Origin of the sequence: Sinorhizobium sojae CCBAU 05684, assembly GCF_002288525.1 — a bacterium.
GTDB classification, from domain to species: Bacteria; Pseudomonadota; Alphaproteobacteria; order Rhizobiales; family Rhizobiaceae; genus Sinorhizobium; species Sinorhizobium sojae.
Genome location: NZ_CP023067.1, coordinates 2,463,971 through 2,488,659, shown reverse-complemented (window position 1 = coordinate 2,488,659; position 24,689 = coordinate 2,463,971). Strand labels below are relative to the sequence as shown.

The 24,689-nt window shown below is 62.6% G+C and carries 22 protein-coding genes; 14 read left to right on the top strand and 8 right to left on the bottom strand.

Annotated features, from left to right (window positions below):
* Window positions 1-98 precede the first annotated feature (98 nt).
* Complete coding sequence (locus tag SJ05684_RS12210; RefSeq protein ID WP_034856512.1) at window positions 99-890, bottom strand: ABC transporter ATP-binding protein; 792 nt, start codon at window positions 888-890, stop codon at window positions 99-101.
* A gap of 121 nt (window positions 891-1,011) precedes the next feature.
* Here SJ05684_RS12210 and SJ05684_RS12205 point away from each other — a divergent pair, with 121 nt between their 5' ends.
* Window positions 1,012-1,446 (top strand): cupin domain-containing protein, encoded by a 435-nt coding sequence (locus SJ05684_RS12205; protein WP_034856514.1) that lies wholly within the window; start codon window positions 1,012-1,014, stop codon window positions 1,444-1,446.
* A gap of 16 nt (window positions 1,447-1,462) precedes the next feature.
* Here the strand turns inward: SJ05684_RS12205 and hydA are convergent, their stop codons facing one another.
* Entirely contained in the window at window positions 1,463-2,917 is a 1,455-nt protein-coding gene (hydA, locus tag SJ05684_RS12200) for a dihydropyrimidinase (protein WP_034856516.1), read from the bottom strand.
* A 180-nt stretch (window positions 2,918-3,097) separates the two neighbouring features.
* Window positions 3,098-4,348: a Zn-dependent hydrolase gene (locus SJ05684_RS12195; protein ID WP_034856518.1), complete on the bottom strand. Its 1,251-nt coding sequence runs from the start codon at window positions 4,346-4,348 to the stop codon at window positions 3,098-3,100.
* A gap of 276 nt (window positions 4,349-4,624) precedes the next feature.
* Here SJ05684_RS12195 and SJ05684_RS12190 point away from each other — a divergent pair, with 276 nt between their 5' ends.
* The gene (locus SJ05684_RS12190; RefSeq protein WP_034856519.1) at window positions 4,625-5,266 is read left to right on the top strand and encodes a TetR family transcriptional regulator C-terminal domain-containing protein; all 642 of its coding nucleotides are present in this window, start codon (window positions 4,625-4,627) and stop codon (window positions 5,264-5,266) included.
* Window positions 5,267-5,412: 146 nt separating this feature from the next.
* Here the strand turns inward: SJ05684_RS12190 and SJ05684_RS12185 are convergent, their stop codons facing one another.
* The 3 genes from SJ05684_RS12185 to SJ05684_RS12175 form a co-directional block, all read right to left on the bottom strand.
* The gene (locus SJ05684_RS12185; RefSeq protein ID WP_034856521.1) at window positions 5,413-7,080 is read right to left on the bottom strand and encodes an adenylate/guanylate cyclase domain-containing protein; all 1,668 of its coding nucleotides are present in this window, start codon (window positions 7,078-7,080) and stop codon (window positions 5,413-5,415) included.
* A 199-nt stretch (window positions 7,081-7,279) separates the two neighbouring features.
* The gene (gene preA / locus SJ05684_RS12180) at window positions 7,280-8,593 is read right to left on the bottom strand and encodes an NAD-dependent dihydropyrimidine dehydrogenase subunit PreA (RefSeq protein ID WP_034856523.1); all 1,314 of its coding nucleotides are present in this window, start codon (window positions 8,591-8,593) and stop codon (window positions 7,280-7,282) included.
* 31 nt (window positions 8,594-8,624) lie between these two features.
* Window positions 8,625-9,986, bottom strand: coding sequence for an NAD(P)-dependent oxidoreductase (locus SJ05684_RS12175; RefSeq protein WP_034856524.1), 1,362 nt, complete (start codon window positions 9,984-9,986; stop codon window positions 8,625-8,627).
* Between the two features lie 197 nt (window positions 9,987-10,183).
* On the opposite strand from SJ05684_RS12175, the gene SJ05684_RS12170 reads away from it, so the two are divergent.
* The 9 genes from SJ05684_RS12170 to SJ05684_RS12130 all read left to right on the top strand — a co-directional run bounded on the left by SJ05684_RS12170 (window position 10,184) and on the right by SJ05684_RS12130 (window position 20,274).
* Window positions 10,184-11,137 carry a sugar-binding transcriptional regulator gene (locus SJ05684_RS12170; protein ID WP_034856526.1) on the top strand — a complete coding sequence of 318 codons (954 nt, stop codon included), beginning with the start codon at window positions 10,184-10,186 and terminating at the stop codon, window positions 11,135-11,137.
* A gap of 211 nt (window positions 11,138-11,348) precedes the next feature.
* Window positions 11,349-12,659 carry an ABC transporter substrate-binding protein gene (locus tag SJ05684_RS12165; RefSeq protein WP_034856528.1) on the top strand — a complete coding sequence of 437 codons (1,311 nt, stop codon included), beginning with the start codon at window positions 11,349-11,351 and terminating at the stop codon, window positions 12,657-12,659.
* 178 nt (window positions 12,660-12,837) lie between these two features.
* On the top strand, window positions 12,838-13,710 hold the full coding sequence (locus SJ05684_RS12160; protein ID WP_034856586.1) for a carbohydrate ABC transporter permease: 873 nt from the start codon (window positions 12,838-12,840) through the stop codon (window positions 13,708-13,710).
* A gap of 4 nt (window positions 13,711-13,714) precedes the next feature.
* Window positions 13,715-14,545, top strand: a complete 831-nt coding sequence (locus SJ05684_RS12155; RefSeq protein WP_034856530.1) for a carbohydrate ABC transporter permease — start codon at window positions 13,715-13,717, stop codon at window positions 14,543-14,545.
* Window positions 14,546-14,555: 10 nt separating this feature from the next.
* A complete protein-coding gene (locus tag SJ05684_RS12150; RefSeq protein ID WP_034856532.1) occupies window positions 14,556-15,557 on the top strand; it encodes an ABC transporter ATP-binding protein in 1,002 nt (333 codons plus the stop codon).
* A complete protein-coding gene (locus SJ05684_RS12145) occupies window positions 15,554-16,327 on the top strand; it encodes an L-iditol 2-dehydrogenase (RefSeq protein WP_034856534.1) in 774 nt (257 codons plus the stop codon). Before SJ05684_RS12150 ends, SJ05684_RS12145 begins: the two co-directional genes overlap by 4 nt.
* A gap of 27 nt (window positions 16,328-16,354) precedes the next feature.
* The gene (locus tag SJ05684_RS12140; RefSeq protein WP_034856536.1) at window positions 16,355-17,839 is read left to right on the top strand and encodes a mannitol dehydrogenase family protein; all 1,485 of its coding nucleotides are present in this window, start codon (window positions 16,355-16,357) and stop codon (window positions 17,837-17,839) included.
* A gap of 3 nt (window positions 17,840-17,842) precedes the next feature.
* Complete coding sequence (locus SJ05684_RS12135) at window positions 17,843-18,511, top strand: HAD family hydrolase (RefSeq protein WP_034856544.1); 669 nt, start codon at window positions 17,843-17,845, stop codon at window positions 18,509-18,511.
* A 179-nt stretch (window positions 18,512-18,690) separates the two neighbouring features.
* Window positions 18,691-20,274: an FGGY-family carbohydrate kinase gene (locus SJ05684_RS12130; RefSeq protein ID WP_034856551.1), complete on the top strand. Its 1,584-nt coding sequence runs from the start codon at window positions 18,691-18,693 to the stop codon at window positions 20,272-20,274.
* Window positions 20,275-20,697: 423 nt separating this feature from the next.
* On the opposite strand, the gene SJ05684_RS12120 is transcribed toward SJ05684_RS12130, so the two are convergent.
* Window positions 20,698-21,492: a response regulator gene (locus SJ05684_RS12120; protein WP_034856553.1), complete on the bottom strand. Its 795-nt coding sequence runs from the start codon at window positions 21,490-21,492 to the stop codon at window positions 20,698-20,700.
* Window positions 21,493-21,679: 187 nt separating this feature from the next.
* On the opposite strand from SJ05684_RS12120, the gene SJ05684_RS12115 reads away from it, so the two are divergent.
* The 3 genes from SJ05684_RS12115 to SJ05684_RS12105 all read left to right on the top strand — a co-directional run bounded on the left by SJ05684_RS12115 (window position 21,680) and on the right by SJ05684_RS12105 (window position 24,110).
* Window positions 21,680-21,874 (top strand): NepR family anti-sigma factor, encoded by a 195-nt coding sequence (locus SJ05684_RS12115; RefSeq protein ID WP_034856587.1) that lies wholly within the window; start codon window positions 21,680-21,682, stop codon window positions 21,872-21,874.
* A 7-nt stretch (window positions 21,875-21,881) separates the two neighbouring features.
* Complete coding sequence (locus SJ05684_RS12110; protein WP_034856555.1) at window positions 21,882-22,436, top strand: RNA polymerase sigma factor; 555 nt, start codon at window positions 21,882-21,884, stop codon at window positions 22,434-22,436.
* 153 nt (window positions 22,437-22,589) lie between these two features.
* Entirely contained in the window at window positions 22,590-24,110 is a 1,521-nt protein-coding gene (locus SJ05684_RS12105) for a sensor histidine kinase (protein ID WP_034856557.1), read from the top strand.
* Window positions 24,111-24,193: 83 nt separating this feature from the next.
* On the opposite strand, the gene SJ05684_RS12100 is transcribed toward SJ05684_RS12105, so the two are convergent.
* Window positions 24,194-24,628: a hypothetical protein gene (locus tag SJ05684_RS12100; protein ID WP_034856559.1), complete on the bottom strand. Its 435-nt coding sequence runs from the start codon at window positions 24,626-24,628 to the stop codon at window positions 24,194-24,196.
* Window positions 24,629-24,689 lie beyond the last annotated feature (61 nt).

Below are 24,689 nucleotides of genomic sequence, written 5' to 3'. Positions count from 1 at the left end.
CGTGTTCGCGTAGACTGGAGTTTGAGCGAGCGGCATACGCGACGAAGCCCCTCTGCCTTGTGGGGAGGGGATGGGGAGGAGTCAAAACTCCTGGACAGCTATTCCTCATAGCTGTGCCCCGCCCTCAGGCCCTCGCGAACGCGATGGGCGATCTCCAGGAATTCCGGCGTTTCGCGGATGCCAAGCGGCCGTTCCTTCGGCAGGGTCGACTCGATAACGTCGGTGACGCGGCCGGGACGGGGGCTCATGACGACGATCTTCGTCGAGAGATAGACGGCCTCGGGGATCGAATGCGTCACGAAACAGATCGTCTTGTCGGTACGCTCCCAGAGTTTGAGCAACTGCTCGTTCAAGTGATCGCGGACGATCTCGTCGAGCGCGCCGAAGGGCTCGTCCATCAGGAGAAGATCGGCGTCGAAGGCGAGCGCCCGGGCGATCGAAGCGCGCTGCTGCATGCCGCCGGAGAGCTGCCAGGGGTATTTCTTGCCGAAACCCGCGAGGTTGACGAGTTCCAAAGTCCGTTCGATCCGCGCCTTCTGCTCTTGCCGGGAGTAGCCCATGATTTCGAGCGGCAGTGCGATGTTCTTCTCGATCGTTCGCCAGGGATAGAGCGCGGCCGCCTGGAAGACGTAGCCATAGGCGCGATGGCGGCGGGCTTCCTCCGGCGTCATGCCGTTGACAGTGATCGAGCCGGTGGTCGGCTTCTCAAGGTCGGCGATGACGCGCAGGAAGGTCGTCTTGCCGCAGCCGGAGGGACCGATGAAGGAAACGAAGTCGCCCTTGACGACGTCGAGGTTCACGCCGGTAAGGGCGTTGACCGGCCCGTCGCTCGTCTCAAACGTCAGCCCAAGGTTTCGGGCCGAGACGACGGAGGCGGGATTGGATGTCATGGGTGGATTCTCATTCTCATTTGGCTGTGCCAGACTGCTATCTGGGCCCGCAACATGCAATCGCGGATTCGCTGCAGCTGGCCCATGAGGCGATTTTTTCAGCGAATTCTGGAGAAGGTTCATGTCTCGATCATCCAATTCTGGCTGTCGCGTGGTGCGCCCGGGCAGTAGCTATGCCGGCAAACAGGGGCTCAGCTACTTTGAAGGCATCGCCGCCGAGACCGTCGGCTCCACCGGCATCTGCATGCATCTCCTGACCGTGCCGCCCGGCGGTCGCGCCAAGGCGCATCTCCATGAGAGCCACGAGACGGCGATCTACGTGCTTTCCGGCGAGGCGCATACCTGGTTCGGCGACAGGCTCGAGGAGCATGTGATCGTCAGGGCCGGCGAGATGTTTTACATCCCCGCCGGCGTCCCGCATCTGCCGGCGAACCTTTCCGACAGCCCGTGCACGGCGGTGATCGCCCGGACAGATCCGAAGGAGCAGGAGAGCGTCGTTCTCCTGCCGGAACTGGACGGGCTGGTGCCGGCCGAACCTTTCGCAACTGACCGATGACGGATGCGGCATCGCGTCAGACACCGCTTGCCGGGATGCCGGTTCGCTGCACGGCGCGCGGTGCCGTCACTTCCTTCCAGGTGGTGAGCGCCGTGCTGACGGCCGGGAAAGGATCGCGGCGGACGAATTCGCCATGGCCTTCCTCCGTTTTCACCGTGCCCTCCTCGATGGCGACGGCGCCGCGCGTTAACGTGAAGCGCGGCAGGCCGGTGACCGTCTTGCCCTCGAAAACATTGTAATCGATCGCCGATTGCTGGGTGTCCGCCGAGATTGTCTTTGAGCGCTTCGGATCCCAGACGACGAGGTCGGCATCGGCACCGACGAGGATCGCGCCCTTCTTCGGATAGATGTTGAGGATCTTGGCGATGTTGGTGGAGGTGACCGCGACGAATTCGTTCATGGTGATCCGGCCGGGCGCGACGCCGTAGGTCCATAGCATCGGCATGCGGTCTTCCAACCCGCCGGTGCCGTTCGGGATCTGGGTGAAGTCGCCGATGCCGAAGCGCTTCTGGGCGGTCGTGAAGGCGCAATGGTCGGTCGCGACCACCTGCAGCGAGCCGGAGGCAAGCCCCGCCCAGAGACTGTCCTGGTGCGCCTTGTTGCGGAAGGGCGGTGACATCACCCGGCGGGCGGCGTGGTCCCAGTCCTTGTTGAGGTATTCGGTCTCGTCGAGCGTCAGGTGCTGGATCAAGGGTTCGCCGAAGACGCGCATGCCCTTGGCCCGGGCGCGGCGGATCGCCTCGTGTGCCTGCTCGCAGGAGGTGTGGACGATATAGACGGGACAGCCGGCCATATCGGCGATCATGATTGCGCGGTTCGTGGCCTCGCCCTCGACCTCGGCCGGCCGTGAATAGGCATGCGCCTCGGGGCCGTTATTGCCTTCGGCGAGCAGCTTCGCCTGGAGTTGTGCCACCACGTCGCCGTTTTCGGCGTGGACGAGCGGCAGGGCGCCGAGACCGGCGCAGCGCTGGAACGAGGAGAACATCTCGTCGTCGTCCACCATCAGCGCGCCCTTATAGGCCATGAAGTGCTTGAAGGTGTTGATGCCCTTATCCTTGACGATGGTCTCCATCTCATTGAAGACCTGCTCGCCCCACCAGGTGATCGCCATGTGGAAGGAATAGTCGCAATTGGCGCGGGTCGACTTGTTGTCCCACATGGTGAGGGCTTCGAGCAGCGACTGGCCGGGCGAGGGGAGGGCGAAATCGACGACCATGGTCGTGCCGCCGGCTAGCGCCGCGCGCGTGCCGCTCTCGAAATCGTCGGAGGAATAGGTGCCCATGAAGGGCATTTCGAGATGGGTGTGCGGATCGATGCCGCCCGGCATCACGTAGCAGCCGGTCGCGTCCAGCGTTTCGGTGCCGGAGAGAGCGGGGCCGATCTCGACAATCTTGCCACCTTCCACCTTGATATCGGCCTTATAGCTCAGGTCGGCGGTGACGATGGTTCCACCCTTGATGACGGTGCTCATTGTTCTTCCCTCGCGATAGTGCATTCGGCGGCGGATAACCGCCTCCTGCATGTTTCCGCAAATCCTAGCCGATTTGAGGATAAAAACATGCAGAAAATTCAAAGTCCTACAGCGACTGCGCGTCTGATAAGACGCGCGGCGCTGTAGAAAAATGGCGGAACTGTCGTCCCGCCCGCAATCTCATTCGACCACTTCTGCCGTTTCGAGGACTGCATGGAAGAGGACGTCGGCTCCGGCCGTGGCCCATTCCTTGGAAATGTCCTCCGCCTCGTTGTGGCTCAACCCACCGACACAGGGGCACATGATCATCGTGGTCGGGGCTACCTTCGCCGCCCAGCAAGCATCGTGCCCGGCGCCCGAGATAAGATCCATGTGGCTGTAGCCAAGCTTCTCGGCGGCGCTGCGGACGGTCGTGACCAGCTTGGGATCGAAGGTTACGGGGTCGAAATGACCGACCGCCTCGATCGAACAGCCAACGCCCAGCGGCTCGCAAATCTTCGGCGCCTCGGCCTCGATGCGTGCGCGCATGCCGTCGAGCTTGGCCTGGTCCGGCGAGCGGATGTCGACGGTGAAGACGACCTTGCCCGGCAGCACGTTTCGGGAGTTCGGCGAAAAGAACATCTGGCCGACACCGCCGACGGCGCCGGGTTGGTTTTCCATGGCGACTTTCTGCACCATTTCCAGGATGCGCGCCATGGCGAGCCCGGCATTGACGCGCAGATTCATCGGCGTGGAGCCGGTATGGGCCTCCCGACCGGTCAGCGTGAATTCGAGCCACCACAGTCCCTGACAGTGGGTGACGACGCCGATCTGTTTGTCTTCGGCCTCGAGGATCGGGCCCTGCTCGATATGGTATTCGAAATAGGCGTGCATCTTGCGCGCGCCGACTTCCTCGTCGCCGACCCAGCCGATGCGTTTCAGTTCCTCGCCGAAGCTCTTTCCCTCCGGATCCTTGCGGGCATAGGCATAGTCGAGCGTGTGGACGCCCGCGAAGACGCCGGAAGCGAGCATGGCGGGGGCGAAACGAGCGCCTTCCTCATTGGTCCAGTTGGTGACGACGATCGGATGCTTCGTCCTGATGCCGAGGTCGTTCATCGTGCGCACGACCTCAAGGCCGCTCAAGACACCGAGCACGCCGTCGAACTTGCCGCCGGTCGGCTGCGTGTCGAGATGGGAGCCTATATGGACGGGCAGGGCATCTGGATCCGTGCCGGGGCGGGTCATGAACATGGTGCCCATCTTGTCGACGCCCATGGCGAGCCCCGCCTTCTCGCACCAGGACTGGAAAAGGCGGCGACCCTCGCCGTCCGCATCCGTCAAGGTCTGGCGATTGTTGCCGCCGGCAACGCCGGGCCCGATCTTCGCCATTTCCATCAACGAGTCCCACAGGCGGTCGGCATTGACGCGCCTATTCTCGCCAGGTGCTGCCATGGCGTTCTCCTCTTTTTTCGGCTGGGCCCTCCCCGGGGATAGCCCTCATGTTCCCGTTGGCCAATTCGGAGCTTTGTTTTATGCCCTTCGAACAGCCGTTGCCTTTAGCGGCGATCTGGCTGATAATTTGACCGGTTGGTAAACATTACAGCTTCCGCAGCCGCACTCAAGCGGGAAAAAGAAAAAATCAAAGGCGCTGCGCAATTAAATGGCGCTGCCGAAATTCCGACAGTTCTATTCCGTTCCAATCGGATGCGGTCATCAACAGGGGGAGAGATGGTACTTCCAAGAGCGGCCAAGACCCAGAGGCGCACACGCATCCAAGAGGAAAAGGAGGAGCGCATCCTGGAAGCGGCGCTCGAGGTCTTCTCGGCCCATGGTTTTCGCGGTTCGACGATAGACCAGATTGCGGAAGTGGCGGGCATGTCGAAGCCGAACCTGCTCTATTATTTCCGCACGAAAGAGGCCATGCACCGCGCGCTGATCGACCGCGTGCTCGACACCTGGCTCGATCCGTTGCGCGAACTCGATGCCGAGGGCAACCCGGTCGCCGAGATTCGTAGCTATATCCGGCGCAAGCTCGAATTGGCGCGGGATTTCCCGCGCGAAAGCCGCCTCTTCGCCAACGAGGTCCTGCAGGGGGCGCCGCACATCGAGGACGAACTGAAGGGTCCGTTGAAACAACTGGTCGACGAGAAGGCCGAGGTCATCCGCGCCTGGGCGAAGGCCGGCAAGATCGCCAAGTGTGATCCCTATCACCTGATCTTCGCAATCTGGTCGACGACCCAGCATTACGCCGACTTCGACGTGCAGGTGCGCGCCGTCCTCGGCCAGGGACACGCGGGCGATGGGCGCTTCGAGGATGCGGCGCGGTTCCTCGAGCGGCTGTTCGTGGATGGGCTGCAGGTGCGGGAGTAGGTACGACGGAGTCTCTGCCGGGCCCCTCATTCCGCTGCCGGGGCCTTCTCCCCGTTTTGACGGGGAGAAGGGACTCGCGGCATACTCCCAGTCCCCTCTCCCCGCTTGCGGGGAGAGGGCTAGGGTGAGGGGCAAGCGGCGGTCTTTCAATCCTCTGCCGGCAGAGCCTTCGAAATCTCCGCGGCGTTCTCGACGATCCAGGTTTCGAGCCTCGCCTGACGGCCGCGTAGGCTGATGTCGAGCCTGCGATTGCCATCGAGGCCGATCCCCGCTCGACCGGCGAGTTCGACGGAGACGGCAAGCTCGCAGTCGTGTTCCTTTGCCAGGCCTTCCAGCCGGCTTGCGATGTTGATCGTGTCGCCGACGGCAGTCAGCGACGTCGCCCGGCCGTAGCCCATCTCGCCGATGATCGCGGGCCCGGCATGCAGGCCGATTGCGAGCCGCAGCGGGTGCCGAAGTTCGGCCTCGAATGTCTGATTGAGCGCCCGAACGCCCTCCGACAGCCGCATGGCGGCGGTGAGCGATTGCAGGCAAGCGTCCTTGTAAGAGCCCTTCAGACCGAAAATCGCCAGCGCGCCGTCACCGATGAATTTGTCGATGACGCCGCCCGAGCCCTCGACCGCCTCGCCGACCATCTGGAAATAGCGATTGAGCAGGAAGACCGTGTCGTAGGGCAGCCGGTGCTCGGCAATGCGGGTGAAATCGCGCAGGTCGCAGAAGAGCACGGCGACCTGCCGCTCGCGCCCGCCGCCATTGTGGCGCGCAAGCTGCGTCTTGGTGCCGAGACTGTCATTGTCGAGGACCGGCACGACCGTGACATTGTGCACGGGGCGGAACTGGCAAGCGAGGCGAACATTGTTGGGAGCGCCGATGCGGGTTAGTGTCGCAAGCTCCGCCGCGTCCGGTTCCGGCTGGCCTTCGAGGCCCTCGATGATACGTATCCGGCAGGTCGAACAGCGGCCGCGGCCGCCGCAGACGGAAACGTGGGGAATTCCGGCGGCGCGGCTTGCCTCGAGCACGCTGAAGCCGAGGCTGACCGCCGCGACCCGCCCATCGGGGTAACGCACGCGGATGCGGCCGCGCGATGGCAGCGCGCGCAGGGCCAGCGCTCCGCCGATAAGGCCGGTGAAGCCGGCATAGAGGGCCAGACGGATATCTTCAGCAGTCGGGCTGTTCTGCGACCGGCTGATGCTGGCCCTGTCGCCATAGGCGCCATGTTCCGCATAGACGGGCGGAAGCGAGCGGGCGCCGCTGACGAAGCCGAAGAGTGCGAAGATCGGGACGAGAATAGCAATCGTGTAGAGCAGAATCTCGTAGCGTGCAAACCAGCTTCGGCCTCGCATCCAGAACCACGCCCCGAGGCAGGCATGGCCCCACACCAGGAGCAGCGCGACGCTCTGCCGCGAGGCGTTTGAGGCATGCGACCAGAGCCCGCGCAGGATCATCGGATAGTCGGCGTTGATCCCGGTCAGGATCGGTTCCACGCGGGCCGCGACGACATGGGGTATGAGCAGAAAGGGCAGGCTCAGGCCGAAGACGATCTTCAAAGCCTCGCCGACGGGCATTCGCAGGGTTTGGCGACGATAGAGGCTGTCGAGCGCCATCAGGAAGTGCAGGAGAAGGGCACTATAGAGGAGGACGGTTCCGGGCGTGCTCTGCCAAAGCAGGCCGAGCGTGCGCCGCCCTGCTTCCATCGCGCCGACGGAAATGAGACCGAGCGAATGGTTGATGAGATGGCACAGGACAAAGGAGCCGAGCACGGCGCCAGAGACCAGGTGCGCTTTCTTGCGGATGTCGGCGGAAAGGATCGTCAAGCAGTCTGCCCGGATTGCAACCCTGTGGTGGCGTCTGATGCCGCTTCTTATTCACCAGATCGCCGTCCCCGACAACTTACGTTTCCTACACAAACTGTTTCGTTTTTGTGATCGGCGACCTACCGCACGAGTACCTGGCCACAGGCAGGCGACGGAGGCCGCCGATCCGGCGGCCTCGTGATCTGTTCAATGGACTCGCCTACTCCGCGGCCTCACGGGCCATCGGGTTGTTCGGATGCGTGGTCCAGTTCGCGTAGTCCGGATCGACCGGCTTGCCGGTCCGCCGGTCGAGCGTGCCAGCGGCAAGCGGCTCCATGGTGATGCAGTTCTCGACCGGACAGACGTTGACGCAGAGATTGCAGCCGACGCATTCCTCCTCGATCACTTCGAAGCGGCGCACGCCATTGACGAACTGCGTGATCGCCTGGTGCGAGGTGTCCTCGCAGGCGATGTGACAGCGGCCGCATTTGATGCAGGCGTCCTGGTCGATCTTTGCCTTGGTGACGTAGTTGAGGTTGAGATACTGCCAGTCGGTGACATTCGGGGCGGCGCGGCCGCGGATGTCGTCGAGCGTCCGGTGACCCTTGGCGTCCATCCAGTCGGAAAGGCCCGTGATCATTTCCTGGACGATCTTGAAGCCGTAGGTCATCGCGGCCGTGCAGACCTGGACGTTGCCGGCCCCGAGTGCGATGAATTCCGCGGCATCCCGCCAGGTGGTGATGCCGCCGATGCCGGAGATCGGCAGGCCATAGGTCTCCGGATCACGGGCTATCTCGGCAACCATGTTGAGGGCGATCGGCTTGACCGCCGGCCCGCAATAGCCGCCATGGCTGCCGCGGCCGTCGATCGACGGTTCCGGCGAGAAGGTGTCGAGATTGACCGAGGTGATCGAGTTGATGGTGTTGATCAGAGACACCGCATCGGTGCCGCCGGCCTTGGCGGCGCGGGCCGGCTTGCGGATGTCGGTGATGTTCGGCGTCAGCTTGGTGATCACCGGCATACGCGTATATTGCTTGCACCACCGAACGACCATCTCGATATATTCCGGTACCTGCCCGACCGCGGAACCCATGCCGCGCTCGGACATGCCGTGCGGACAGCCGAAGTTGAGCTCGATGCCGTCGGCGCCTGTTTCTTCGACGAGCGGCAGGATGGCCTTCCAGGCGTCCTCGTCACAGGGCACCATGATCGAGGCGATGAGCGCTCGGTCCGGCCAGTTCATCTTCACCTGCTTCATCTCGCGCAGGTTCACGTAAAGGTCGCGGTCTGTAATGAGCTCGATGTTGTTCAAGCCCAACAGCCGCCGGTCAGCGCCCCAGATCGCGCCGTAGCGCGGGCCGTTGACGTTGACGACCGGCGGCCCTTCCTCGCCGAGGGTCTTCCAGACGACGCCGCCCCAGCCCGCCTTGAAGGCGCGCTCGACATTGTAGGCCTTGTCCGTCGGCGGTGCCGAGGCGAGCCAGAACGGGTTCGGGGATTTGATGCCGACAAAATTGTTGCGAAGATCAGCCATTGTTCTCGTCCTCTCGATCCAGTTCCGCTTTTCAAGCAACGGCGCTCGCCAGCGGCGCTTCCGCGGCGAGGGCTTGGTTGATCGATTCGGCGGCGTCGCGTCCCATGGCGACGGCCGAGACGGTCAGGTCTTCGCCGCCACGCACGCAGTCGCCGCCCGCCCATACCTTTGCCAGCGAGGTGCGGCCGTCCTGATCGACGGTGATGCGCCCGCCCTCCATCTGAAGCGCGCCGAGGCCCGAGGCCTCGAATGTCTGGCCGATCGCCTTGAAGATCTGGTCGGCGGCAATGATACCGGTCTCCCCGGTCGGCATCAGCTTGCCCTCTACAAGGGTGGTGTATTCGAGCTCGATGCCGGCAACCTTGCCGTCCTTCACGGCTATGCGCTTCGGCTGCAGCCAGTGGCGAATGGTGACGCCCTTGGAAGTGGCCAGATCCTGCTCGAATTCCGAGGCGTTCATGTGCTCCTTGCCGCGGCGGTAGCAGATCGTCACTTCTTCGGCGCCGAGCAGTTTTGCCTGTACGGCCGCGTCGATCGCGGTCATGCCGCCGCCGAGGACGACGACCCGTCGACCGACGGGAATGTCGGCCCTGGTCTTCGATTGGCGCAGCGCGGCGATGAAATCCACGGCGTCCTCGACGCCAGCGGCATTCTCGCCTTCCATCCTGAGCGCGTTGACGCCGGCCAGGCCGAGGCCGAGGAAGACGGCGTCATGCTGCTCGGCCAGGTCGGCGAGCGAGAAGTCGCGGCCAAGCGCCTGGCCATGGCGTATCTCGATGCCACCGACGGACAGCACATAGTCGACCTCCTTCTGGGCGAAGTCGTCGACCGACTTGTAGGCGGCAATGCCATATTCGTTGAGGCCGCCGGATTTTTCACGGGCGTCATAGATCACCACGTCGTGTCCCTTGATGGCGAGGCGATGGGCGCAGGCAAGGCCGGCGGGCCCGGCGCCGACGACAGCAACCCTGCGGCCCGAGGGCGCGGGCCGCGTATAGTACTGCTTGTCCTCCCTCATCGCGATGTCGGTCGCATAGCGCTGCAAGCGCCCGATCTCGACCGGCCGCTCCTCGGCGGTGTTGCGCACGCAGGCCTGCTCGCAGAGCGTTTCGGTGGGACAGACGCGGGCGCACATCCCGCCCAGGATGTTCTGGTCGAAGATGGTCTTGGCGGAACCGATCGGGTTGCCCGTCGCGATCTGCCGGATGAACAACGGAATATCGATGGAGGTGGGACAGGCCGTCATGCAGGGCGCGTCATGACAGAAGTAACAGCGGTCCGCGGCAACGAGCGCTTCGTGTTTGTCGAGTGGCGGATGAAGGTCGGAGAAGTTCTCCTCGTACTCCGCGAGCGGCAGGCGCCCGGCGAGAATCCCAGATTGCGTCGTTCCCATTTTTGGCTCCCAATGTTTTCTCAGGATAGGAAACGGTATCACGCTTTATTTTTTTATCAAACGGTAAAATTTTGGCCGCGCTTTCCGCGAATCCGGAGGGTTGCGCTCTTTTTTCCTCGAAGTGCGGGTCGATTTACGCCTTGGTTTGACAGGGCATGGCAAATAATGGCAGCAAATCAAGGGGAAGGAGGCGATCCATGGCGCGCAAGCCGGAGAACAACAACAGGCTGGACGATGCTGCCCGTGCTGGCTGGCTCTACTATGTCGCCGGCCGCACGCAAGACGAGATCGCGGCGATCATGGGCATTTCGCGGCAGTCGGCCCAGCGCCTCGTATCGCTTGCCATGGCCGAGCGGCTCATCAAGGTGCGCCTCGACCATCCGATCGCCGCCTGCCTGGAAGCGGCCGCCCGGCTCAAGGACAGATACGAGCTGAAATATGCGGACGTGGTGCCGAGCGATCCGGGCTCGGCGTCGACGACGGTCGGCATTGCCGAAGCCGGGGCGGCGGAAATCGAGCGCTGGCTGAAGTCCGCCGATCCTGTCGTACTTGCGATCGGCACGGGCAGGACGCTGAAGGCGACCATCGACCAGTTATCGCCGATGGACTGCCCACAGCACCGCATCGTCTCGCTCACGGGCAATATCCGGCTTGACGGTTCGGCCGCCTATTACAACGTCATCTTCAGCATGGCGGACGTGGTAAACGCGCGCCATTTCCCCATGCCGCTGCCGGTTCTCGTCTCGTCGCCGGAAGAGCGCGAAGTGCTGCACAAGCAAAGCCTGGTGAAGATAGCGCTGGAACTCGGCGCCCGGGCCGATGCCGTTTTCGTCGGCGTCGGCGAACTCGGCGCCGAGGCGCCGCTCTGCGAGGACGGCTTCCTGGCCCGAGAGGAAATGGCGGGATTGATGGCGGCGGGGGCGGCCGGCGAGATTTGCGGCTGGATGTTCGACCATGACGGTTCCTTGCTCACGGGCAGCATCAATGAGCGCGTCGCCTCGATTCCGCTGCCGCCGCGCGACCGCGCCTCGGTGATCGGTATCGCCAAGGGAAGACGCAAATACGAGGCGTTGCGGGCTGCCCTGAGGGGCGGGATCATCAATGGCCTCATTACCGACGAATCCACGGCCGAATATCTGCTCAAGGCCTGAAGTCGGGCGGAAACGGAAATTTCGCCCAGCCGCCGCGGTTGCGGATTCACTGCTTCAAACCGGAAAACGCCGGAAGAAATCACAGATAAAACAGCGATTTAGTGCGTCGTGCTGCATTGCAGCATCGAATGCGCATTGACATTTTTTGCCAAAAAGTGAGTAATTGCCCACGAGCAAAGCAAATGCTCATTTCTTCCGGGAGGGAATATCGATGAATTTGAGAACATTTCTGCTGGGCACGTGCTCGGCAGTCGTTGTGGCGGGCTTGGCGCAGGCAGAGACCCTGACCATCGCGACAGTGAACAACGGCGACATGATCCGCATGCAGAAGCTGGCGGACGATTTCACGTCGAAAAATCCGGGTATCGATCTCGAGTGGGTGACGCTCGAGGAAAACGTGCTGCGCCAGCGCGTGACCACGGACATCGCGACGAAAGGCGGCCAGTACGACGTCATGACGATCGGCACCTATGAAGTGCCGATCTGGGCCAAGCAGGATTGGCTTCTGCCGCTCGACAATCTCGGCGCCGATTATGACGTCGACGATCTCTTGCCGGCGATCCGCAGCGGCCTGACCGTAGACGGCAAACTCTACGCAGCGCCGTTCTATGGCGAGAGCTCCATGGTCATGTATCGCAAGGATCTGTTCGAGAAGGCCGGGCTTACCATGCCTGAGTCGCCGACCTGGGAGTTCATCGCGGATGCGGCCCACAAGATCACCGACAAGGAGAACGAGATCTACGGCATCTGCTTGCGCGGTAAGGCTGGCTGGGGCGAGAACATGGCCTTCCTGACGGCGACCGCGAATTCCTTCGGGGCGCGCTGGTTCGACGAGAACTGGGAACCGCAGTTCGACCAGCCGGAGTGGAAGAATACGCTCGATTTCTATGTCAAGCTGATGAACGATGCCGGCCCGCCCGGTGCCTCGTCGAACGGCTTCAACGAGAACCTGTCCCTCTTCCAGACCGGCAAGTGCGGCATGTGGATCGACGCGACCGTGGCCGCATCCTTCGTTACCAACCCGGACGAGTCGACGGTTGCCGACAAGGTCGGCTTTGCACTGGCCCCTGACACAGGACTCGGTAAGCGCGGCAACTGGCTTTGGGCCTGGAGCCTCGCCATTCCGGCGGGTTCGCAGAAGGCGGACGCGGCCCAGAAGTTCATCGCCTGGGCGACCGGCAAGGACTATCTGAAGCTGGTCGCGGAGAAGGAGGGCTGGGCCAATGTTCCTCCAGGAACCCGCAAGTCTCTTTATGAGAACCCGGAATATCAGAAGGCCGCACCATTCGCGGAGATGACGCTGGAGTCCATCAACTCGGCGGACCCGAAGAACCCCGCCGTCAAGCCCGTGCCCTATGTCGGCGTACAATTCGTTGCGATCCCGGAGTTCCAGGGTCTCGGTACGGCTGTCGGCCAGCAGTTCTCGGCAGCGCTTGCCGGTCAGGTCAGCGTCGATCAGGCGCTTGCCAATGCGCAGCAGCTGACGACGCGCGAAATGACCCGGGCCGGCTACATTAAGTAAAGCTCCCAAGGGTCGGGGTGCTGGCTGGAAACGGCTGGCGCCCCGGCAAACTCCGGAGCAGGACGAGGAAGGCGAACACTCCCGGCCGCGTCCGCTCCGCCTTTTCAAATCGGCGATAGGCGTGTTCCGCATGCGACGCGCATGCTCAGCAACAGTGCCGACACTCATGGGGAATGCGATGGCGACCTTGCACACCCGCTCTGCCGCGCGGCTGATGATCGCACCTTCGGTGCTCCTGCTTCTGGCCTGGATGATCGTTCCGCTGTCGATGACGATCTATTTCTCGCTGCTCCGCTACAATCTGCTGATGCCGGGAATGGAAGAGTTTGCGGGCCTTTCCAACTATACCTACTTCCTCACGGATCCCGCCTTTTTCCAGGCGATCTTCAACACGCTCGCCATCGTGCTCGGCGTGTTGCTCATCACCGTTGCCGGAGGCATCGCGCTCGCGCTTTTGCTCGACCAGCCGATGTTCGGGCAGGGGATCGTGCGCATCCTCGTAATCGCGCCCTTCCTGATCATGCCGACCGTTGCGGCGCTCGTCTGGAAGAACATGTTCATGAATCCGGTGAACGGGCTTTTTGCCTGGCTCGCCAAGCTCGTCGGCCTGCAGCCCTTCGATTTTCTCGCCAATGCGCCGCTTTTCTCAATCATCCTCATCGTCGCCTGGCAATGGCTGCCTTTTGCGACGCTCATTCTCCTGACGGCGCTGCAGTCGCTAGATGAGGAGCAGAAGGAGGCGGCGCAGATGGACGGTGCCGGCGCCTGGAGCCGCTTCATCTATCTCGTACTGCCGCACCTTTCGCGCGCGATCACCGTGGTGATCCTGATCCAGACGATCTTCCTCTTGTCCGTCTTTGCCGAGATCCTCGTCACCACCAATGGCGGCCCCGGTACGCAGAGCACGAACCTTACCTTCCTGGTCTACGCGCAGGCGCTGCTGCAGTTCGATGTCGGTGGCGCGTCCGCCGGCGGCATCATCGCCGTCATCCTCGCGAATATCGTCGCAATCTTCCTGATGCGCATGATCGGCAAGACGCTGGAGGCTTGATCACATGGCACGAAATGTTTCGACCCGGCGCAAGCTGCTGACCACGGCCGCGGCCTGGACCATCGGCATCCTCATCTTCTTTCCGATCCTCTGGACGGTCCTCACCAGCTTCAAGACGGAGGCCCAGGCGATCGCCTCGCCGCCCGCCTTCCTGTTCTTCGACTGGACGGTGGAGAACTACTTCGAGGTGCAGAGCCGGTCTGACTACTTCAAGCACTTCATGAATTCGGTCGCCATCTCCTTCGGCTCGACGCTGCTTGGCCTGCTGATCGCCATTCCGTCCGCCTGGGCGATGGCATTTGCGCCGACGAAACGCACCAAAGATGTGCTGATGTGGATGCTCTCCACCAAGATGATGCCGCCGGTCGGGGTGCTGGTGCCGCTCTATCTTATCTTCCGCAATACGGGGCTGCTCGACACCCGCATCGGCCTGGTCCTGGTGCTCATGCTCATCAACCTGCCGATCATCATCTGGATGCTCTACACCTACTTCAAGGAAATCCCCGGCGAGATCCTTGAGGCGGCGCGCATGGACGGCGCATCGCTCGCCAAGGAGATCATCTATGTACTGACGCCGATGGCGATCCCCGGCATCGCCTCGACGTTCCTGCTGAACATCATTCTCGCCTGGAACGAGGCGTTCTGGACGCTCAATCTCAGCGCGGCACGGGCTGCCCCACTGACCGCCTTCATCGCCTCCTATTCGAGCCCCGAGGGCCTCTTCTACGCGAAGCTTTCGGCGGCCTCGACGATGGCGATCGCCCCCATCCTCATTCTCGGCTGGTTCTCGCAGAAGCAGCTGGTGCGCGGCCTCACCTTCGGCGCGGTCAAATAAGGAAACGACTATGGGAAGCATTACACTGAAGAACGTATCGAAGGTCTTCGGCGCCCACGCCGTGATCCCGTCGATCGATCTCGACATCAATGACGGCGAGTTCGTCGTCTTCGTCGGCCCCTCCGGTTGCGGCAAGTCCACGCTCCTGAGGCTGATTGCCGGGCTGGAAGATGTCAGCGGCGGCGAAGTCGTCATCGATGGCAAGAACGCGACCGAGCTGCCACCGGCCAAGCGCGGGCTGTCGATGGTGTTCCAGTCCTATGCGCTCTACCCGCATATGAGCGTGCGCGGAAATATCGCATTCCCGCTGAAGATGGCGGGCGAAGACAAGGCGGTGATCGACAAGAAGGTCCAGGATGCGGCGCGCGTCCTGAACCTGACCGACTATCTCGAGCGCAAGCCCCGCCAGCTTTCCGGCGGTCAGCGTCAGCGCGTGGCGATCGGGCGGGCCATCGTCCGCCAGCCGGAGGCATTCCTCTTCGACGAACCGCTGTCGAACCTCGACGCGGCACTGCGCGTCAATATGCGGCTTGAGATCAGTCAGCTTCACCAGCAACTGAAGACGACGATGATCTATGTCACCCATGACCAGGTCGAAGCGATGACGATGGCCGACAAGATCGTCGTGCTCAATCGCGGCCGTATCGAGCAGGTGGGCTCGCCGCTGGAGCTCTATCACCGGCCGGACAATCTCTTTGTCGCGGGCTTTATCGGCTCGCCGAAGATGAACCTCGTCTCCGGAGCGCCAGCCGCGGCCTACCAGGCCCACACGATCGGCATCCGTCCGGAACATCTCGTGCTGTCGAAGGACCACGGGACATGGCGCGGCACCGTTGGCGTCGCCGAACATCTCGGCTCCGACACTTTCCTGCATGTAAGTGCCGAGGGCATCGGCACGATGACGGCGCGCGTCAGCGGCGACTTCCCCGTCACTCATGGCGATCAGGTGTTCCTGACGCCGGACGCCCAGCGCGTGCACAGGTTCGACGAGAAAGGAATGGCAATCCGATGAAACGTCTCGACGGCAAGAATGCGCTGATCACCGGCTCGGCGCGGGGAATCGGCCGGGCGTTCGCTGAAGCCTATATACGCGAGGGCGCGACCGTCGCGATCGCCGACATCAATATGGAGCGTGCGAGGGAGGCGGCCGCGGAAATCGGGCCGGCGGCTTACGCGGTCGAGATGGACGTCACCCGACAGGACTCGATCGATGCGGCCATCGCCGCGACCGTCCAGCAGGCAGGCGGGCTCGACATCCTCGTCAACAATGCCGCTCTCTTCGATCTCGCGCCGATCGTCGAGATCACCCGCGAAGGCTATGAGAGACTGTTCTCGATCAACGTCGCTGGCACGCTCTTCACGCTGCAGGCGGCGGCGAGACAGATGATCGCGCAGGGGCGGGGCGGCAAGATCATCAACATGGCAAGTCAGGCGGGCCGGCGCGGCGAAGCTCTGGTCGCCGTCTATTGCGCCACCAAGGCGGCCGTCATCAGCCTCACCCAGTCTGCAGGCCTCGACCTCATCAAGCACCGGATCAACGTGAACGCGATCGCCCCCGGCGTCGTCGAGGGCGAGCACTGGGACGGGGTCGACGCGCTGTTCGCAAAATATGAGAACCGCCCTCTCGGGGAGAAGAAACGGCTCGTCGGCGAGGCCGTACCTTACGGCCGCATGGGCACGGCCGACGACTTGACCGGCATGGCGATCTTCCTCGCCTCAGCGGAAAGCGACTATGTCGTGGCCCAAACCTATAACGTCGACGGCGGCAACTGGATGAGCTGAGGCCGTGTTCTCGAAAGGAACAACAGGATGACGACCAAACTCTCGCTCGCCACGCTTGATGCGATTGAGGCCAAGGCCGGCGTGCCCGGGTATGATCGGCATGATCTCAAAGCCGGGATCGTGCATTTCGGCGTCGGCAATTTCCATCGCGCCCATCAGGCCGTCTATCTCGACGATCTCTTCAACCTGGGGCGCGATCGCGATTGGGCGATCATCGGGGCGGGCATCCTGCCCTCGGACGAGGTCATACGCGCCAAGCTCGAAGCGCAGGATTTCCTGACGACCGTGGTTGAGCAGGACAACAACCGCACGGCGGCTCGTGTGACCGGCGCGATGATCGCGTATCTGAAGCCCGGCGACACGCCGGCCATCGTCGCCCAACTTGCAAGCCCCTTCATCCGTATCGTGTCGCTGACGATCACGGAGGGCGGCTATTTCATCGACCCGGCCTCCGGGGCCTTCAATCCGGAGCATCCGGCAATCGTCGAGGATGCAGGCAACCCATCATCACCGAAGACCGTCTTCGGCCTCATTCTCGCGGGCCTTGCCGGGCGGCGGGCAAAGGGCATTCCGCCCTTCACCGTCATGTCCTGCGACAATATTCCGGGCAATGGCGAGGTGACGCATGCAGCCATTTCCGGTCTCGCGCGTCTCTCCGATCCGGTCTTCGCGGACTGGATCGACGCCAACGTCGCCTTTCCGAACGGCATGGTAGACCGCATTACACCGGCGACCGGCGCCCGCGAGATCGGCATCGTCGCATCCGATTACGGTATCGACGATGCTTGGCCGGTCTTCTGCGAGGAGTTCAAACAATGGGTGCTCGAAGACGACTTTCCGCAGGGTCGCCCGGCGCTGGAAGAGGTCGGTGTGCAATTCGTTTCCGACGTGGCGCCCTATGAGCATATGAAGATCCGCATCCTCAATGGCGGCCATGCGGCGATCGCCTATCCGGCGGCATTGCTCGACATTCATTTCGTTCACGAGGCCATGGAGGAGCCGCTGATCCGCGCCTTCCTGGCAAAGCTCGAGCATGAGGAGATCATTCCGGTGATCCCCCCGGTTCCCGATACGGACCTGAAGGACTACTACAGCCTTATCGAGAAGCGTTTCTCCAACCCGAAGATCGGCGATACGATTGCCCGGCTGGCTCAGGACGGCTCAAACCGGCAGCCGAAATTCATCCTGCCCTCGACAGCCGACCGGCTGGGCCGCGGCGAGGACGTGGTCGGACTGTCTCTGGTCTCAGCGCTCTGGTGCCGCTATTTCGTCGGTAAATCCGACAGCGGCAAGGACATAGTCTTCAACGACGCAAACGCCGACCGTTTGCATGCCGCAGCGCTCGCGGCAAAGGACGAGCCGGCGGCTTTTCTCGCGCTTTCCGACATTTTCGGCGATGTCGCGCAATCCGATCTCTTCCGCCGCCGTTTTGCTCATGCCTTGAAAACCCTCTCGGAAAAGGGTACGCGCGCCACACTCCAGTTCTATCTGGATGGCGAACTTGGGGAATAGGCAATGGCGGTGCACGCGTCCGGACTGGTCATTTTCGACTGTGACGGCGTGCTTGTGGACAGCGAGCCGATCTCGCTCGCCGTTCTGGTGGAGTCGCTCGAAGCCGCGGGGGTTTTCATGACGACCTCAGAGGCGGGCGAACGCTTCCTCGGACGCAGCCTCAAGAGCATGTCGGCCATCCTGCACGAGGAGTATGGGCTTGCGACCGACGATGCCTTCCTCGAAGGAATGCGGATGCGGCTTTACGCTCGCTTTCGTCAGGAATTGAAACCGGTCCGCGGCGTCCGCGAGGCCGCTTCGCAGCTCGACGGCGCTTGCTGCGTCGCCTCGTCGAGCCAGCCGGAGCGCATCCGCCTTTCACTGACGGTGACCGGGCTCATCGATTTATTCGAGCCGCATATTTTCAGCGCGAGCATGGTGGCACATGGCAAGCCGGCTCCCGACCTCTTCCTGCATGCAAGCGCCGAGATGGGTTACAGGCCGGCCGATTGCATCGTCATCGAGGACAGCCCGGCCGGAATTGAAGCGGCGAAGGCCGCGGGCATGCGCGTCTTCGCATTTGCGGGCGCCAGCCACGCGCGCAACGAGCGACACCGGCAAGCGCTCGCCAGTCTCGATCCCGATGTGTTGTTTGACGACATGGACGAATTGATACAGTTTGTCCGACAATGATCGAAATGGATTGAACGCCCAGCGCCACTGCATGTCTTTGTCCTTGTATCGTCCTCGATTTGAGGACGAAGACATGCAGCAATTCAAAGTGCTACAGCGACCTTCGCGTCTCTGACAAGACGCGCGGCGCCGTAGAGGCCGGCGGCACCTTGCTATTTTCGGGACGGGGACATCCATCGATGCGGGAATATGTCGTTGCGGTCGATATCGGAACCGGCAGCGCCCGTGCCGGCTTGTTCGACCGGAAGGGAAACCTTCTGGCGCGCGCCGACCGGCCAATCGCCATGAACCAGCCGGCGGAGAACCACGCCGAGCATGATTCCGAAGACATCTGGGCCGCCGCCTGCGCGGCGGTGCGCTCGGCCCGTGAGGAAGCGGGGATCGACGCCGAAAGCGTCGCGGCGATCGGTTTCGATGCGACCTGTTCGCTGGTCGTGCGCGATCGCCAAGGCGCGCCGCTGTCGGTCAATCGCGCCGGGGAGGCGCGCTGGGACACGATCGTCTGGCTGGACCACAGGGCCCTGGACGAGGCCGATCTCTGCACGGCCACCAGGCATCCGGTGCTCGACCATTCGGGCGGCGTGCTGTCGCCGGAGATGGAAATGCCGAAGCTGATGTGGCTGAAGCGGAACCTGCCGCAGCAATGGGAGAAGGCGGGCTACTTCTTCGATCTTGCCGACTACATGTCCTGGCGGGCGACCGGAAGCATTGCCCGCTCGCGCTGCACGCTTACGGCGAAATGGAACTATCTCGCGCACCAGGACCGCGGCTGGCAGCAAGACTATCTCGAGCGGATCGGTCTAGCCGACCTGATCGAGCGCGGCGGTCTGCCGGAGGAGACTTTGCCGGTGGAGGGTGCCGTCGGAAAGCTGACGACAAGTGCGGCGGCGGCGCTTGGACTCGGCACCGAATGCCGCGTAGCGCCGGGGCTGATCGATGCCTATGCCGGCGCCCTCGGCGTACTCGGAGCCTTTGCCGGCGATCCGGCAAAGCTCGAACGGCAACTGGCGCTGATCGCCGGCACGTCAAGCTGCATCGTTGCCTTCTCGAAGGAGATGAAGCCCGGCTTCGGCATGTGGGGACCCTATTTCGAGGCGGTACTGCCAGGCTTATGGCTGATCGAAGGCGGGCAATCGGCGACGGGAGCGCTGCTGGACCACATCGTTCGCCTGCATGGCGGCGGGCGCCAGCCTTCGGCTGACACGCACAAGAGCATCATCGAGCGCGTGCAGCAATTGCGCGCGCTGCACGGCTCCGACTTTGCAGACCGTCTCCACGTGCTGCCGGATTTTCACGGCAACCGATCGCCGCTGGCCGATCCGCACGCGCTCGGCGTCATCAGTGGGCTGGCGCTCGATTCGTCCTTCGATGCGTTGTGCCGCCTCTATTGGCGAACCTGCGTCGCAATCGCGCTCGGAGTTCGCCACATTCTCGAAATGATGAAAGAGGCGGGTTACGATCTCGACACGCTGCACGTCACCGGCGGCCATGTGCGCAACCCTCTGCTGATGGAGCTCTATTGCGACGTCAGCGGTTGCCGGGTCGTGGCGCCGCAAACGCCTGACGCCGTCCTGCTCGGCACGGCGATGGCGGCGGCGGTTGCGGGCGAGCTCTATCCGGACATGGCTGCCGCGGGTGGCGCAATGGCCTCGACGGGGAAGGAACGGTTTCCGGATCCCACGCTACGCAGCTTCTACGACCGGGACTATCGGCGCTTTCTTGCCCTCCAGCGACATCGCGCCGAACTGGAGGCGATGCGCTAGCGCTGGGCGCATCGCCCGAAAGCCGGAACCGATTTTCGGAAAGTTCGATGCACGGCTTCAAAGAGTGTGCGTCTGAAATGACGGGCGCTGTAGTCACTGCCGAAACCCCGAGTCAAAGATTTTTTGCACCCGCGGAACCTTTTTTTCGTTTGCGCGTTTTGACGCATAGCCGAGCGGTGACGCACATCGCCCCCAATGTGACGTCGGAGGCATACCGCCGGTCGCCAACTCACAATCCCCCTCAGTGAGTTGCATTAGCTCAGCCAGTGCCTTCCCTCGGCACTGGCTGTTTTGCGTGTGGAGGAATGACGTTCTCTGCAGCCGTCGCTGGATTGTCTTGTCCTTGGATCGTGACGATTGAAGCAGACAGGCAGCAAGCCTCATTCCCGTGACGAGCAAGGGAATGAGGCGCTAAGGTGCGGATCAGGCGGCAGCCCGTGTCGACTCGTTGAAGAACAGCGCCTGGCTGATGAGCGCCTTTACCATTTCCGGGTTGAAGGGCTTGGTCACCAGGAAGGTCGGCTCCGGCCTTTCACCGGTCAGCAGCCGTTCCGGGAAAGCGGTGATGAAGATCACCGGAACTGCGTTCGTCTTCAGGATCTCGTTGACGGCATCGACGCCCGAGCTGCCGTCGGCGAGTTGGATATCGGCGAGCACCATGTTCGGTTTCGTCGAGTTGAAGAGGGTGACGGCCTCGTCCCTGGTTCTTGCGATGCCGGTGACGCGGTGACCCAGGCTCTCCACCATCTGCTCGATATCGATCGCGATCAGAGGCTCGTCCTCAATGATCATGATATCCGTCGCGACCTGGCGGGAGATTTCCTTGGAGGCGCGTTCGAGGAGAGAAGCGAGCTTTTCGGTACCGATGTCGAGCACCTCCGCGGCCTCGCGCGAGCTGAAGCCTTCGACCGAGACAAGCAGGAAGGCCTGGCGTGCAAGCGGGGTGACGGCGGCGAGATTGACCGATGCCTGCTGTTCCCAGGCGAAGGGTGATGCCGGTTCCGGAACCAGCATGGAGGACGAACCGAACAGCGACGTGAAGAGACGGAACAGCGCAACCTTGTCATTGCTCGAGTTTGGGAAAATCGCCGGGTCGGCAATCAGGGCCTCGAGAACGGCTGCGACATAGGCGTCGCCTGAAGTCTGAGATCCGGTGAGTGCGCGGGAATAGCGGCGTAGATAGGGGAGAAACGGAGCGATGCGGGTGGACAGTGTCATGCAGGACTCCCTCGATCCAGTCATATTTCATTTGGTATTTCGTTCCGGTGCGGAAACGTCCCGTCGAAAAAAAGGTTCCGCCCGGGAACCTTTCATTTTTTCGCGGCGTTAATGAGCAGGCATTTTTCTCGGCGATGAACGTGCGGCGAAAGTGCGCATGCAATCTTTCAAAGGCGACAGTTACAAGATGAGATATACTTCAGGGGCAGGGAGGCCAGTGGGGGCGAACCCGAAGGCCGAAGATCCGAATGCGCAAATCGCGACGAAGCTGAAGGCGCTCTATCAGTCCGTCCAGGAGGAGGCGATACCGACACGCTTTCTTGAACTTCTGGAGAGGCTGGATGCCGCCGAACAAACAACGGTGCGGCGAGGCAAGGAGTAGGCGCTGGATGCCATCGGAGAATGAAGAGTTCAAGCGCGAGATGCTTGCTGCCCTGCCGAGCTTGCGGGCTTTCGCCATGTCATTGATCGGACGCCACGATCGGGCCGACGATCTCGTCCAGGACACGATCATGAAAGCCTGGGCCAAGCAGGACCATTTCCAGATCGGCACCAACATGAAGGCCTGGCTCTTCACCATCCTGCGCAACGAGCTCTATAGTCAGATGCGCAAGCGTGGCCGCGAGGTTCAGGACAGCGACGGTCATTTGACCGAGACGCTCGCACATCATCCGGAACAATATGGCTCTCTCGACCTGCAGGATTTCCGGCGGGCGCTCGACCAATTGCCGCCGGATCAGCGGGAAGCGATCATCCTTGTCGGGGCTTCCGGGTTTTCCTACGAGGAGGCAGCGACGATCTGCGGCTGTGCCCTCGGCACGATCAAGAGCCGCGTTAACCGCGCCCGCCAGCGCCTGCAGGACATCCTTCAGGTCCAGGGTGAGAACGACTACGGGCCGGATGAGACTTCAGCTCCCATAACGTCCCGTGCCTTCGTTTCGTGACACCCACGCGATTTGACGGTCGCTCGACGCCGGCCTTTGTCCTGCCGCGATATGGTTGAGGCAAGGCTTGCCGGGGCGGACGGAAATCTGCATTCTCCTGTCCTCATGGGAGCTCAAACTCGAAGAGCTGACGCCAATGGGAGCTCGGATTGAGTGAATGAGGTAACCGCGATGCTTCCGACGCTTGCTCGAGTGCTCGGCTCGCAAGATCGACTCGCCGTCTTGCATGCCGCCGCGCCCGACATGGCCCAGCCGGACAGCGACTTCGACGCGCTGGCAAGGCTGGCAGCCGGGATCTTCGGGGCGCCGATCGCTCACGTCACGCTCGTTGGGCAGGATTGGCAATGGTTCAAGGCCGCCGTCGGAACCCCGGAAACGCGTATGCGCGTGGAGGAGTCGTTCTGTGCGCACACGATTGCGCAGGGAGGGCGCGAGGTTTTCCTCGTGCACGATGCCTCGAGGCATCCGGTTTTCCGCCACTGGCGCAAGGTTGCCGAAGCGCCCTCGCTGCGGTTCTATGCGGGCGTTCCGATCGTACTCGACGGGCAGGCCATTGGGACCGTCTGCGTCCTCGATGTTGTAGCCCACAGCGACGTCCCGGCAAAACAGCTCGAGGAATTGCGGCGGATTGCCGAAATCGCGGCCGTGCTGTTCAAGATCAAGGAAGAGGCGCACACGCGTTCGCTCAAGGAAGCGGCACTTCTGCGTCAGGAGCAGCGGCTCGCCATGGCGCTCCAAGCCGCGAATGTCGGCAGCTGGCTATGGGACATTCGTGCGGGGACGGTTGCGGGCGATGGCGCCATGACGCGCATGTTTGGACTGCCGCCAGAGCGCTCGCTCAGGGCCAAGGCGGTCTTTTCCTCCATACATCCGGATGACCGCGCCGCAACCTTCTCGAAGCTTCGCAAGGCGATGGCCGCAGACGAGGAATATGACGGCATGTTTCGGATCCGGTCGAGCGGACGCTGGTTGCTCGGCCGCGGCCGCGTGCACGACCGCGACGGCAAGGGTGTGCCGCTTACATTTCTCGGCATGTCCATCGATGTCTCCGAGCAACAGGAGGCCGTCCAGCGGACCCGGCTCCTGCTCAAAGAACTGAACCACCGGGTAAAGAATACGCTTGCGATGCTGCAATCGCTGGCCCGTCAGACGCTGCGCCAGACCAGCGACCCGGCCGAGTTCATGATGGCCTTTGCCGGCAGGCTGCAGGCAATCTCCGAAGCGCATGGGCTGCTGTCGGACCATGAATGGGGCACGATCCGCCTTTCGGAATTGATCTCGAAGCAGTTGCGGCCCTATGTCAGCGACTATGCGGAACAGGTCGAGCTGCACAAGGACGAGATCCTCCTCGGACCTGATCAGGCCGTAGGCCTCGGTCTGGTTCTGCACGAGCTGGCGACCAATGCGGTGAAGTACGGCGCGCTTTCGGTGCCGAAAGGCAAGATCGTTCTCACCGCGCGCAGCGTCGTCGAGGAGGGCAGTGCCGTCCTGCATCTGACCTGGACGGAAGTCGGCGGGCCGCCTGTCCAGGAGCCGCGACGGCGCGGCTTCGGCTCGCTTCTGATTGAGCGCAGCCTGGACAAGATCATCGGCAGCTCGGTAAAGGTCGAATACATGTCGGCCGGCGTCACGGCGCTGATACATCTGCCGCTTTACAGCGCTGCGCGTCCTTAGTTCGATGCGCAGATTCAAAGCGTTCCAGCGACCTTTTGCGCGTCTGAAAAGACGCGCGGCGCTGTATATTTCGGGCCGATGCGCTAGCGCTCGGGCTTTCGGCGCCGCCGGCCCGTGCGCAGGCCGAGAAGGGTGCCGACTGAGATCGCGGCGGCCAGCGCGAGCAAAGGCTGGCTCCGCACGACACTTGTGACGGCGATCAGCCCCATATTTGCCTGGAGCAGAGCGCGGCGTCGACGTTCCTCGGCCAGCCGGCGGTCGCGGGCGTGAAGAATGGCCAGCACCAGGAAGAGGATCAGGGCGGTCGCAAAGAGCACGGCCGCGACCATTGCCGCGGCGAAGACCGGCGAATAGCGCTCGGCAAGCGCCAGGGTGATGGCTACCAGAACGAAGACATAGGTGCTGCCGAGCAGAACGGCGATGATCGCCCACAGGATCGCGTTGCGCTTGTAACGTGCGGCGGTAGAACTCAGATCGGCTGCGAGCAGGGCGGACAAGACAGCTCCCAGTGTCCCCATGTGAATTTGCTCCTCTTCGCAATGAGGGCCAGAAAGGTCCTCCGTTCCGGCCATTTTAACC

Coding starts and splice junctions, on each gene's coding strand:
- SJ05684_RS12160 (WP_034856586.1), top strand. CDS start 12,838: ATGGCGACCTTGCACACCCGCTCTGCCGCGCGGCTGATGATCGCACCT.
- SJ05684_RS12210 (WP_034856512.1), bottom strand. CDS start 890: ATGACATCCAATCCCGCCTCCGTCGTCTCGGCCCGAAACCTTGGGCTG.
- SJ05684_RS12120 (WP_034856553.1), bottom strand. CDS start 21,492: ATGACACTGTCCACCCGCATCGCTCCGTTTCTCCCCTATCTACGCCGC.
- SJ05684_RS12135 (WP_034856544.1), top strand. CDS start 17,843: ATGGCGGTGCACGCGTCCGGACTGGTCATTTTCGACTGTGACGGCGTG.
- SJ05684_RS12110 (WP_034856555.1), top strand. CDS start 21,882: ATGCCATCGGAGAATGAAGAGTTCAAGCGCGAGATGCTTGCTGCCCTG.
- SJ05684_RS12130 (WP_034856551.1), top strand. CDS start 18,691: ATGCGGGAATATGTCGTTGCGGTCGATATCGGAACCGGCAGCGCCCGT.
- SJ05684_RS12145 (WP_034856534.1), top strand. CDS start 15,554: ATGAAACGTCTCGACGGCAAGAATGCGCTGATCACCGGCTCGGCGCGG.
- SJ05684_RS12150 (WP_034856532.1), top strand. CDS start 14,556: ATGGGAAGCATTACACTGAAGAACGTATCGAAGGTCTTCGGCGCCCAC.
- SJ05684_RS12170 (WP_034856526.1), top strand. CDS start 10,184: ATGGCGCGCAAGCCGGAGAACAACAACAGGCTGGACGATGCTGCCCGT.
- SJ05684_RS12205 (WP_034856514.1), top strand. CDS start 1,012: ATGTCTCGATCATCCAATTCTGGCTGTCGCGTGGTGCGCCCGGGCAGT.
- preA (WP_034856523.1), bottom strand. CDS start 8,593: ATGGCTGATCTTCGCAACAATTTTGTCGGCATCAAATCCCCGAACCCG.
- SJ05684_RS12165 (WP_034856528.1), top strand. CDS start 11,349: ATGAATTTGAGAACATTTCTGCTGGGCACGTGCTCGGCAGTCGTTGTG.
- SJ05684_RS12190 (WP_034856519.1), top strand. CDS start 4,625: ATGGTACTTCCAAGAGCGGCCAAGACCCAGAGGCGCACACGCATCCAA.
- SJ05684_RS12195 (WP_034856518.1), bottom strand. CDS start 4,348: ATGGCAGCACCTGGCGAGAATAGGCGCGTCAATGCCGACCGCCTGTGG.
- SJ05684_RS12140 (WP_034856536.1), top strand. CDS start 16,355: ATGACGACCAAACTCTCGCTCGCCACGCTTGATGCGATTGAGGCCAAG.
- SJ05684_RS12100 (WP_034856559.1), bottom strand. CDS start 24,628: ATGGGGACACTGGGAGCTGTCTTGTCCGCCCTGCTCGCAGCCGATCTG.
- SJ05684_RS12115 (WP_034856587.1), top strand. CDS start 21,680: ATGAGATATACTTCAGGGGCAGGGAGGCCAGTGGGGGCGAACCCGAAG.
- SJ05684_RS12155 (WP_034856530.1), top strand. CDS start 13,715: ATGGCACGAAATGTTTCGACCCGGCGCAAGCTGCTGACCACGGCCGCG.
- SJ05684_RS12175 (WP_034856524.1), bottom strand. CDS start 9,986: ATGGGAACGACGCAATCTGGGATTCTCGCCGGGCGCCTGCCGCTCGCG.
- hydA (WP_034856516.1), bottom strand. CDS start 2,917: ATGAGCACCGTCATCAAGGGTGGAACCATCGTCACCGCCGACCTGAGC.